The organism is Thalassotalea eurytherma (assembly GCF_030161415.1).
Lineage (GTDB): Bacteria > Pseudomonadota > Gammaproteobacteria > Enterobacterales > Alteromonadaceae > Thalassotalea_G > Thalassotalea_G eurytherma.
Genome location: NZ_BSSU01000002.1, coordinates 189402 through 201556 on the forward strand (window position 1 = coordinate 189402; position 12155 = coordinate 201556).

The window sequence follows — 12155 nt, forward strand, 5'->3', positions numbered from 1 at the left end:
TAAGGCTATTCTTATTTTGTTAAAATACCGATAACAAGCGCCCTTTCTCGCAATATCATAACACAGGCAAGATTATGTCTTTAAGACAAGTCATTAATTTAGGCACAGAAAATCAACCTTTTGCTGTTACAAGTAGAGCGAAATTGATCAACCTCATTTCGCTATTCACATTTGGCATCTCATTACTGTATACCATTAATTATGTGTTTATTATTCAAAACTCATTAGTCGCAGCGATTAATGCAGCCTTTACCATTAGCTATTTAATCACCTTAATTGTTAGATGAAATTTCACTAAGATTGCTGTCAGTTAAACTGGTATCAACTTGCTCAATTTTTTCGAAGCGATTAGCGATCTTATTTGCTGACGTGTTAATTTGCTTAACATCACTTGCGGCCTGATCAATATGCTTTGCCAAGTTATCGAAGCGTGTTCTAAAACGAGCAAAATCAGACGATAAATGGCCTAAATGCGCCTGTATGATATGCACTTGTTCTTTGGTCGCTTCGTCTTTAATTACCGCTCTAGCAGTGGTTAAAATTGCCATTAAGGTGGTAGGCGACGCTAGCCATACTCGCTTTTTATTCGCCAACTCAACGAGGTCACTATGGTGAGCGTGTATTTCGGCAAACACAGCTTCAGCAGGAATAAACATTACCGCACCTTCTGCGGTTTCATGCTCAATTAAATACTTGCTACTTATATCATTGATGTGCTTTTTGATATCTTGTTTGAATTGTCGTTGCGCGGCTTTTCTATCGCTCTCGGCCAATGTGATATCGGTAAACGTTCGATAGCTTTCAAGCGGAAATTTAGCATCAACAACAACGTTGCCTGTGGGTTGTGGCAGAAACAATACACAATCGGCAATCTTGCCATTTGATAACGTATGTTGAATGGCAAAATGACTTTCAGGTAAAACGTTTTTAATCAAAGCATTTAGCTGTACTTCACCAAATGCGCCACGTGAACGCTTATCGGCAAGTACCTCTTGCAAGCTAACAACATTCGTTGATAGCTCAGTAATTTTTTGTTGTGCATCATCAATGAGTGCCAAGCGCTTTAAAATATCATTGAAGGTTTTAGTGGTTTTTTCAAAGCCATCTGAAAGACGCTTCTCTACTTGTTCACTGATATTCTGCAAACGATTATCGGTAGTTTCAGTAAGACTTGCGATATTTTTTGCCAAGGTATTAGCAAGCTCTTCCCTGTTTTCTTTGCCATTGCGCGCAAGCGTTTGATGCAAAGTATCAAAAGACTTGAGTTGTTGTGCATTGGTTTGCTGATGAAAATCGGCCTGCTGACGCATTAGCTTCATGCGAAGATCAGCAAGTTGTTGCTCCGTCGACATTTTTATTTCAACAGGTAAAGTTTGTAGTAAAGGCACCAGTTGCGACAACTGACTATTTAACGTGGTTTGCTGTTGGCTTAACTCTGCAATATGGCGTTTTTGCTTAAAGACCAGAAGTAATAATAAAAGACTAAAAAAAATGCCACCTGATGACAGCCATAATGTTATATCGATTTGTTCCAATTGAGCTAGCATACCAACCTTAACTACACTACTTTTCGCTTATCTTAGCGGTATTTAGAGATCGCGTAAATTATTTACGAAAGCTAAGTACAAAGTTGATGGCTTAACAATTGCAGTCTAGCGACTTTTCCTCGTTTGGGATGATATAAATTTCCCAATAACCCTCTAATTCTCTTTATAAAATGATTCAGCCTACTTCGAACGTACAAGGCTTCACAATTGCTACCAAAGTCAAGCATGTCTATATAGCAACCTAACAACAAACATTAATTATTAAAAAATTAGGCAAGTTTGTAATTTGTTGTATATATTTATTACACGATCAAGGATGTCTAGATTTAAATTGCCAAGTTCAGTGCATCCTTGTGAAAGTAAAATAATACACGAGGTATGCCATGATTAGATCTTTAGCACTAATATTAGTTATTTTTTTTGTACCTAAAGTCTATTCTATAAACTAGCTCGAGGTAACAAAAAAAAGTGGAAGTGAGGTGGCTTTCGATCCTCTTACGCATTACCTAAACATACATTTAGCGTCCCTAACACCCCAAAAGCCAGACACACCGACCTTATGGGATAGGGTATGGGGAAAACAAACTAGTTTCGGGCTGGTATACGCAGAGATTCAACAAGATGCATCAACTAAAAAAATCCCATTATTTACCTACTCAACAAATGATGAAAGTAAATATGAGATAAATAGTGTAGCCGTAAATAAAGGAATTTTGTTCCCTCTTGCTTCATCTATTATTTATAAAGATGATGACGTACCAAGAATAAAGCTAGTTGTGAGATATTGGGAAGATAAAAAGCAGGCGACATTGATTAAGGATTTAATATCATCTGCTAACCTTTTAGGACAAATGTCCGCAGGTTCAGTGGATGATGCTGTGGAGATATCAACGATGCTTGTATCTTTATTAGAGAAAATGTGGCCTTCAAAAGATCAAACATCTTCATCTCTTCTGATTTTAGACAAACAAAACATAACTAATGAGCTAATAGCTTTCGGATATGATGGACATGAGCTATTAACGTTAAAACTGTCTAAAACTGACGGGGTCTTTACAAATCGATCATTTAATGCCGCACTAAATAGTTTTAAACCATCTCAGTTAGATAGCTATAAGGGGGCTATAGAAGAGTTAGATGAAAACATTCAACAACATGGCCTTAGTGCATTAAGAGCTAGACTTTCAGAGTACTCTAAATATATTTCTACACTAAAACTTAATCACTCTGACAAAGTATTGCTTTTAGCACAATCAATTCAAAATTGGGCACCAAATGCACTTCAAGGGCTAGTTAATGACAGTAATGGAAAGCCTATACATATGTCTCAGGTTCACTATAGACGTTTAGATAATTCAGACTGGAAGTTGTTAGATGAGCTTACGGATAATGTTTTGACTGACTTGAAGGGTTCAGGAAATTGTTCCTTAGATAGTTGTAAAGTTATGGCTAACTTTTTGTCTGCTGCTGCAGGAGAGTTAGATGTTATATCCTATTATCTCCCTAAAAGAATAAACTTGATAATTGACGGAAATCGCATAGACGTTCATAAAAAAGACTTTCTGACTAAAGTTCGTATTGGAAACGATCCAGGTTGGACAAGGTTTTCGAACGTAAACGGTCAAGATGATAAATATTACGCAATATTTGATCCTGGTAAACTAGCAATTACTGTCGATGATAAAGATTACTCGAACCACAACGTAAGGATAGATATGTTCTCTATCAAAATAAACGAACATAAACATCACTATATTTCTTCTATTGAAGTAACCAGTACTTTGGCTATAAAACCTCAAACTCAACGACAACACTATTTACTTACTCAATCACAAAAATCCAGTAACGGTCTTGTTAGTGATTAATAACTATCGTTTTTTATTATTCAAAAGTAATTTAGCCATACAATTCTTCGATGAGTAAATGATGTTTAGCTCGAAAAGCTGTTCTACGATGTTAACTCAAATATTTGGGGTTTAGGATAAATTCCCATCAAAACCTATGAAAATATTCCTACCTAGATCAAAAACGGCACTGGCCAATTTCAGAGCGGACTAAAAACCTAAAATAGAAAGAAAACGATAGTTACGATAGTTACGATAGGTAGATAATATTTAGCGTGATAGATAATGCTATCCACATCAAAAAGATAAGCGGCACACCAACTTTAACAAAGTCTGAAAACTGATAACCACCCGCGTTCATCACTAATAAGTTAGTTTTATAAGCCATTGGCGTGGCGTAACTTAAATTAGCCCCAAAAAGTACGGCAAGCACAAAAGGCTCAGGTGGCGCGCCAAGTTGTTGGGCAACTGAAATTGCGATAGGCGTGCCAATAACCGCAGCTGCATTATTAGATACAACGTTGGTCAAAATGGCGAGTAACAACATTAACGCAGCTAAAACCCCACCTACCGGTAGTGATGACGAGATAGCAACAAAAGCTTCCGCTAAATATTGCGCTGCGCCTGTTTTAACCATAGCTGCGCCAAGTGCTAATGATGCAGCCACAATTAATATAACTTGAGTACTGAGTGACGAAGCAACTTCTCCCCAGTTTAAACACCGAGATGCTAATAAAACGAACACACCACAAATAGAGCTTATGACAATCGGCAATATATCAAATACAGGTAACATCACCACACCACAAATAACCGCTAATGCAACAGGTGCTTTTTTAGTTTGTACAACTTTAGAAGCGCCATCAACAACCAATATGCCTTGTTGAGATTTTAACTCTTCTATTTGTTCAGACTCTCCTTGTACCAAAAGAATATCGCCAACCCTTAAAGGAATACTGCCTATGCTTTGGCGCTCTATGTCCATTGGCTTGCCTTCTCGATGCAGGGCAATAGCTGAAATGCCATATTCAGAGCTAAAATTGGCGCGCTTTAATGTTTTACCAATTAAGCCAGAGCCGAGAATAACAACAATTTCAGCAAGTACTTGGTTCCCGGCTTCTAACGGATGCTCTGCGTCTATTTTATGTTTTCCTGAATGCAACGTAGCTTTTAAAACGTTTTCGTATTCTTTTAAGCGATCTGGATAGTCTTTGACATGAATCCGATCATTCACTTTGATCACTGTATCAGGCAGGGGTAATAACTTATGGAAGTCTTTACCACGTTGAATACTTTCTATTTTCATCATGCCGTCTGTTTGCTTAATAGCTTTTGAAACTTTCTCACCAACTAACGGGCAATCTTCCCCAACATACAAATAAGCGCTAAATAGGCGTGGTGAAGTATCAGGAAGAGAAGCATCTCGTTCTGGCAAAATTTTAGGCGCTACTAGCCATAAATAAAGTAAAGCAACAAAAGCGGCCACTAAAACAATAGGTGCAAAGTCAAACATACCAAAACGTTCCATGCCCATGTCAGCAGCAACACTAACAACAAGTAGGTTAGTTGACGTTCCAATAGTCGTAAACATACCGCCAACTAACGTAGCAAGCCCCATTGGAAGCAACATACCACTGACGTTAGATTGGGTGCGAATAGCAACACTAATTAAGATAGGCAACAACAAAACAACAACTGGCGTGTTATTCACGAATGCGCTTAACCCGCCTGCGATAATTAACGTAAAAAGTAATGAGAAAGATGGGCTAACCTTCCAAAGCCTTGAAAGGTTTCTGCCAATAGGCTCAAGCGCGCCAGTTAAGACAATAGATTGACCAATGATCATGAGCGCACATACGGTCACTAAAGCTTCGTGGCCAAAACCATGAAAAAACATCACAGGGTTTAAGTCTTCAGTACCATCATTAAAAGGAAATAAGGCGAAACTAACGGTGAGCATCGCAATAACGGCTAATGACGACGTTTCTAATGCAACATCATCTCGTTTAAATAAATAGAGTGCGCCCAATGTAAGAAGCAACACAAACAGTGCGTGAAAATTGGGTAATGACGGCAAACTATCAAAGAGCATTCCTAGCCCCTAAATGCTTATTGTTATTTCAATAGGTTAGCACCTTTTGTTTAAAATCTAGACATTTTTTTGATGAATTACCTTGATTGATTTTTACCCTTTACTTTATAACTCAGTATTCGTTTAATTCGCGCAATAAAAAAGCGCCTTGTCGGCGCTTTTTCTCGTAATGAAAAGCGTGCTTAGCTTAACGCTTTATCAAGATCTTCAATTTTCGCTTGCCAAATTGCTGGGCCAGTAACGTGCGCAGATTCACCCGTGCTGTCAACAGCAACGGTAACAGGCATATCTTCTACGTCAAATTCGTAAATCGCTTCCATACCTAAGTCTTCAAAAGCAACAACTTTAGCGTGTTTAATTGCTTTAGACACAAGGTAAGCAGCGCCACCAACAGCCATTAAGTAAACAGACTTGTTATTTTTAATTGATTCACACGTTGCTGCGCCACGTTCAGCTTTACCAATTGTGCCTAATAAGCCCGTTTGAGCAAGCATCATATCGGTAAATTTATCCATACGTGTCGCCGTTGTAGGGCCTGCTGGACCAACCGCTTCGTCACCAATAGCATCAACTGGGCCTACGTAGTAAATAAACTTATCAGTAAAGTCTACTGGTAGTTCTTCACCTTTATTCACCATGTCTTGAATACGTTTATGCGCTGCATCACGACCGGTTAAAATTTTACCTGAAAGTAAAACAGTTTCACCTGTTTTCCAATCACTTACGTCAGCTTTTTTCAGCTCATTAACATTTACTCGACGAACATTCTCACCAACTTCCCAAGTGATTTCTGGCCACTCTTCAAGTTTAGGCGGTGTCAACTCAGCAGGGCCTGAACCGTCAAGGTGGAAATGAACATGGCGCGTTGCCGCACAGTTAGGGATCATAACAACAGGTTTTGAAGCTGCATGAGTTGGCGCAGAGTTAATTTTCACGTCAACAACCGTGGTTAAACCACCTAAACCTTGCGCACCAATACCTAGTTTATTAACACGCTCATAAATTTCTAAACGTAACTCTTCTTCAGCGTTTTGTGGACCACGTTCAAGTAGCTCTTGAATGTCGACAGGATCCATTAAACTTTCTTTAGCTAGTACACCGGCTTTTTCTGCCGTACCGCCAATACCTATACCTAACATACCTGGTGGACACCAACCTGCCCCCATTTTAGGTAATGTTTCCACTACCCAGTCAGCTATTGAGTCAGACGGATTTAACATCGCCATTTTAGTTTTGTTCTCACTTCCGCCGCCTTTCGCTGCGATCATCACTTCAACGTGATCGCCGGCAACTAGATCTAAATGAACCACTGAAGGCGTATTGTCTTTCGTGTTTTTACGGCTACCTGCAGGGTCTGCAACAATTGATGCACGCAATGGATTATCAGGGTTCAAATAAGCACGTCGAGTGCCTTCATCAACCATTTGTTGAACGGTTAAATCCGTTTTATCCCACTTTACGTCCATGCCGACTTTAACAAAACATGTCACTATGCCGGTGTCTTGACAAATAGGTCGTTTGCCATGGGCAGACATTCTTGAGTTAATTAGGATTTGAGCGATAGCGTCTTTTGCCGCCGTGCTTTGTTCTTTGTGATAAGCCTTTTCAAGCGCTTGAACAAAATCGATAGGATGGTAGTACGAAATATATTGCAATGAATCAGCAATACTCTCGATAAAATCTTCTTGCTTTATAATTGTCATGAGTCTCTCTTTTTCATTTCTTCAACTCAAGTACTCACAGCTAAGTAAACTTTAGTTGAAAGTTATAATTTTGCCGATATGATACCCTGCTTAAATGCGTCTCGCTAGGGATTTTAGCGAGGGTTTTCGAATCATTTTGATAAATATCATTGAGTTTACGTTGCAAACAAATATACAACCCGTTCGGTTCTCATCTCAATTAATGGCAAATACATCCACACCGGATGCATTAGCCATCATTAAGTTTATGGCACAAAAGCCATGGTCGATGTGGTTAGACTCATGTAACAGTGAGCACGTAGACAACCGTTTTGATATTTTTGTCTGGCAACCTGTAGCGCAAGTTATGAGCAAACATGGCCAAACTATCGTTAAGCAAAATGATCAAGAACACGTAACAACTCGTGATCCATTAACTGCGGTTGAACAACAAATTAATCAATGTTTTTGTGACGTCGATATTGTCAAAAGCCCGCTTCCATTTAGCGGTGGTGCTGTTGGCTACTTTAGCTATGACTTAGGGCGTCAATTCGAAAAACTACCAACCGCGGCCCATAATGATCTTGATATTTATGACATGGCTGTTGGCATTTATGATCAGGCAATTATCATCGACAAGCGTCAAAATCAGGTGTATTTATTTTGTGAAGACTCTAAACGCAACGCCCTTACTAAACAGTTAATTAGCCAAGCTAAAGCGCCTCTGTCACTAACGCCGTTTATGTTAACAAGCGATTGGCACGCTAATATGACCAAGGCCGAATACATCGAAAAGTTTGAAAAGATTCAAGACTTTTTATTATCTGGCGATTGTTATCAAATCAATTTAACGCAACGATTTAATGCCCATTATGTTGGCGATGAATTTACCGCGTATTTATCCTTGCGTGAACACAATAATGCTCCTTTTTCAGCGTTTATCAACTTAGAAGAATTAAGTGTTTTAAGTATTTCTCCTGAGCGCTTTATTCAAGTTAAGGAAAATAAAGTCCAAACTAAGCCAATCAAAGGCACACGTCCTCGCAGTAAAGATCAAGCAATTGATCAAGCCAATAAAACCGACTTATTAAATGCAACAAAAGATAAAGCGGAGAACTTGATGATCGTCGATTTATTGCGTAACGATTTATCAAAGGCTTGTCGCGCCGGCTCTGTGCAAGTACCAAAACTATTTGATATCGAAAGCTTCCCTGCTGTGCATCACCTTGTAAGCACCGTTGAAGGTGATTTAGCTGCGGACAAGTTATCCGTTGATCTTTTGCGAGGAGCGTTTCCGGGAGGTTCAATTACGGGCGCCCCAAAAATTAGAGCGATGGAAATCATCGAAGCGCTTGAACCGCACCGAAGAAATATATACTGTGGCTCTATAGGCTATATATCTGCTTGCGGCAATATGGATACGAGTATCACTATTCGCACGTTAACCTGTTATAACAATCATATCTATTGCAGTGCTGGCGGTGGCATCGTTGCAGATTCAAAAGCCGATGACGAATATCAAGAAACGTTTGATAAAGTTAACAAGATACTGCCAATTCTAAGCCAATTAACTGATAACAAATAATAAATAACAAAGGAGGTAACATGGATAAAGCGCAATTTTATCGTTTATTCAATTTATCTCCTTTAAACTGTTCAACTCACCAATTTCGTTATGAACTGGTATCAAATAAGCCCACCAGACAAGCAGCCGTGCTTATCGCAATTACTGAACGAAATGGTCAGCTTGAAATCCTGCTTACCCGACGCTCAGCTCACCTAAAGCACCATGCAGGACAAGTGAGTTTTCCCGGAGGAAAAGCTGAACCAAGTGATGAAAGCCTGACTATTACCGCCTTACGTGAATTTGAAGAAGAAATCGGCATCGCTAGAAATCAAATTAAGTTGCTTGGTTGCTTAAACCCTTATCAGACCATTTCAGGCTTTGATGTATTGCCTGTTATAGGGTTTCTTGAGCCACCGATTGAAACCAATATTGACCAAAATGAAGTTGATGAAGTTTTTTTTGTCCCATTAAGTCACTGTTTAGATGTGCAAAATCACCTGCATGTTGATACACAAATTAAAGGGCAGCCCTATCAAGTGACATTCATCCCCTATCAAGATCACAATATATGGGGAGCTACTGCCGCCATGTTGAAAGATTTTGCCAATCATCTTCAACAAACTAAGCGCCTTGTATAGCAATTAACATTTCATAGCGTTCAAAGACTATACTAATAGCGATATCGGAATATATTTTGTTGTTCAACAAGATAACTTTCAGTTACTATTGCCGAAGATAATTCAAAATAATTACATTTATTACAATATTTATTCAGGTTTTAAGCATGATTAGTGTATTTGATATGTTTTCTATTGGCATCGGCCCATCCAGCTCTCATACAGTTGGCCCGATGCGTGCAGCAAAACTTTTTGTTGATGAGTTGGTTAAATTAAAAAAATTAGCTCAAATTGATCGTGTCAAAGCGGAACTCTTTGGCTCGTTAGGTCAAACAGGTATAGGTCATGGTACGGGTAAGGCCGTCATTTTAGGGTTAACAGGTCAAACGCCTGAAGATATCCCAGTAGAAAAAATTGATGAAACGCTCGCGCAAGTTGAGTCTTCGCAAACTATTTTAGTTAATGGTACGCATCAAGTAGCTTTCCCTAAAGGGGACGCCATTATTTACCATCGCCGTAAAACGCTGCCAGCACATGCTAACGCCATGACACTTTACGCATATTCTGGCGATACTTTGCTGTTAGAGAAAACCTTCTACTCGATTGGCGGTGGTTTCATCGTTGAAGACAGTGAGTTTGAAAAAGAAAAAGATAAAGCGCTTTCTTTCCACAGCAATATTGACCGCCCACATAAATTTACGACTGCTGACGAACTCATCACAGAAGCAACAAGCAAAGGTATCAGTATAAGTACCTTGATGATGAACAACGAGAAATGCCTTAACGATGAACAAACCATTCGTGAAAACCTCGTTAACATTTGGAAAGCAATGTACGAGTCTGTTCAGCGCGGTATTAGAACAGAAGGCATTTTACCTGGTGGTTTAAAAGTTGTTAGACGTGCACCTGCGCTTCATAGAACGTTATCTGTAGAAAACTCAAATGATCCATTGACTGCGATGGACTGGGTGAATCTATTTGCTTTGGCAGTAAACGAAGAAAATGCCGCAGGTAGCCGTGTTGTAACAGCACCTACTAATGGTGCTGCCGGTATTATCCCTGCCGTACTTTGCTACTACGATAAGTTTGTGAAACCTGTTGAAGACGAAGATTGTATTCGTTACTTATTAACAGCAGCAGCAATTGGTATTTTGTACAAAACTAACGCGTCAATTTCAGGCGCTGAAGTCGGTTGTCAGGGTGAAGTTGGCGTAGCCTGTTCAATGGCTGCTGGCGCATTAGCTGAAATTATGGGCGGTAGCCCTGATCAAGTAGAAAACGCCGCTGAAATAGGCATGGAGCACAACCTTGGTTTAACCTGTGATCCGGTTGGTGGCTTAGTTCAAGTACCTTGCATTGAACGAAATGCGATGGGCGCTGTTAAAGCGATTAATGCTTCTCGCCTAGCCTTGCGTGGTAATGGCACACAAAAAGTGTCATTAGATAAAGTGATTAAAACCATGTGGGATACAGGAAATGACATGAAAACCAAATATAAAGAAACCTCTCGTGGTGGTTTAGCAGTAAACATTATTGAATGTTAATCAAAAAAGCCCTTAACTTTCGTTAAGGGCTTTTTTTCTATTCTCTCTAGTGAGTTATTTAACTGGCAACTCAATATCAGCAAACATTTCTTCTATTTCCGCATTGTTTTTCAATAACACGGCTTTTGTCACCAAATCTTTGTTTAAGTGCGGTGCAAAGCGCTCGATAAAATCAAACATGTAACTTCTTAAGAAAGTACCACGTCTAAAGCCAATCTTCGTTGTGCTTGCTTTAAATAAGTGACTTGCGTCGATACGCACTAAATCACTATCAAGTTCGTCATCTAATGCCATTGTCGCAATAACACCAACACCGACACCTAATCTAACATAAGTTTTGATTACATCAGCATCGGTCGCTGTGAAGGCAATTTTAGGCTCACAACCTTCTTCTTTAAACGCCGTATCTAATTCAGAACGCCCAGTAAAGCCAAAAACGTAAGTGACTAATGAATATTGCGCGATATCTGCAATCGATATATCTTTCATCATTGCTAGCGGGTGATCTTTTCTTACGATGACGCTGCGGTTCCAGTGGTAACACGGCAACATAATAAGGTCGTTATATAGATGCATAGACTCAGTCGCAATTGCAAAGTCAGCCTCACCTTTCGACGCAGCATCACTAATTTGAGCTGGCGTACCTTGATACATGTGTAAAGACACTTTTGGAAACTTTTTAACAAACCCTTGAATAATATCTGGCAAAGCATAACGCGCTTGCGTATGTGTAGTTGCTATACGTAGCTTACCTTCATCAGGTTGAGTATGCTCACGAGCTACTGCTTTTATTGCTTCAACTTTAGACAAAATTTCAGTGGCAATATTTATCACCTCATTACCCGCTGGGGTCACATGGGTTAAATGCTTACCTGAACGACCAAAAATCTGAATACCTAACTCGTCTTCAAGCATACGAACTTGCTTACTAATGCCCGGCTGAGAGGTATATAAACTTTCAGCTGTGGCAGAAACGTTTAAGTTATTATTTAGGACTTCGACGATATAACGGAGTTGTTGCAGCTTCATAATGCATCTTAGTTAATTTACTTATATCAAAAATATATACAAAAACGCTCTAATATTCCATATTATTTTTATCAACTGTTAAAATTTATTTAATATCTTGATAATAAAATTACCAAAAGCCCCCTATTAACTAGCTATCTAACTATCATCAATGAAAAAAACAAGATTTAGGCTATGCTTATAGAAGCATTTTTTGTAGACTGCTAAGAGTCTGTAAAATCATAACTGAGAAG

At 39.1% G+C, this 12155-nt stretch carries 9 protein-coding genes; 5 read left to right on the forward strand and 4 right to left on the reverse strand.

The window, feature by feature from the left end:
* Window positions 1-74 precede the first annotated feature (74 nt).
* Window positions 75-287, forward strand: a complete 213-nt coding sequence (locus QQK02_RS02305) for a hypothetical protein (RefSeq protein WP_284206331.1) — start codon at window positions 75-77, stop codon at window positions 285-287.
* Here the strand turns inward: QQK02_RS02305 and QQK02_RS02310 are convergent.
* Complete coding sequence (locus QQK02_RS02310; protein ID WP_284206332.1) at window positions 273-1547, reverse strand: DNA recombination protein RmuC; 1275 nt, start codon at window positions 1545-1547, stop codon at window positions 273-275. The two genes, QQK02_RS02305 and QQK02_RS02310, sit on opposite strands and share 15 nt — an antisense overlap.
* 479 nt (window positions 1548-2026) lie before the next feature.
* Between QQK02_RS02310 and QQK02_RS02315 the strand changes: the two genes are divergently transcribed.
* Window positions 2027-3412 carry a hypothetical protein gene (locus QQK02_RS02315; protein ID WP_284206333.1) on the forward strand — a complete coding sequence of 462 codons (1386 nt, stop codon included), beginning with the start codon at window positions 2027-2029 and terminating at the stop codon, window positions 3410-3412.
* Between the two features lie 229 nt (window positions 3413-3641).
* Here QQK02_RS02315 and QQK02_RS02320 read toward each other — a convergent pair whose 3' ends face one another.
* Window positions 3642-5483, reverse strand: coding sequence for an SLC13 family permease (locus QQK02_RS02320; protein ID WP_284206334.1), 1842 nt, complete (start codon window positions 5481-5483; stop codon window positions 3642-3644).
* Window positions 5484-5665: 182 nt separating this feature from the next.
* Window positions 5666-7186, reverse strand: a complete 1521-nt coding sequence (locus QQK02_RS02325; protein WP_284206335.1) for a fumarate hydratase — start codon at window positions 7184-7186, stop codon at window positions 5666-5668.
* Between the two features lie 160 nt (window positions 7187-7346).
* On the opposite strand from QQK02_RS02325, the gene pabB reads away from it, so the two are divergent.
* The 3 genes from pabB (at window position 7347) to QQK02_RS02340 (ending at window position 10893) form a co-directional block, all read left to right on the forward strand.
* A complete protein-coding gene (gene pabB / locus QQK02_RS02330) occupies window positions 7347-8750 on the forward strand; it encodes an aminodeoxychorismate synthase component I (RefSeq protein ID WP_284206336.1) in 1404 nt (467 codons plus the stop codon).
* A gap of 20 nt (window positions 8751-8770) precedes the next feature.
* Window positions 8771-9370: a CoA pyrophosphatase gene (locus tag QQK02_RS02335; protein WP_284206337.1), complete on the forward strand. Its 600-nt coding sequence runs from the start codon at window positions 8771-8773 to the stop codon at window positions 9368-9370.
* Window positions 9371-9516: 146 nt separating this feature from the next.
* Window positions 9517-10893: an L-serine ammonia-lyase gene (locus QQK02_RS02340; RefSeq protein ID WP_284206338.1), complete on the forward strand. Its 1377-nt coding sequence runs from the start codon at window positions 9517-9519 to the stop codon at window positions 10891-10893.
* 54 nt (window positions 10894-10947) lie between these two features.
* Here the strand turns inward: QQK02_RS02340 and cysB are convergent, their stop codons facing one another.
* The gene (cysB, locus tag QQK02_RS02345) at window positions 10948-11922 is read right to left on the reverse strand and encodes an HTH-type transcriptional regulator CysB (protein WP_284206339.1); all 975 of its coding nucleotides are present in this window, start codon (window positions 11920-11922) and stop codon (window positions 10948-10950) included.
* Window positions 11923-12155: the final 233 nt, after the last annotated feature.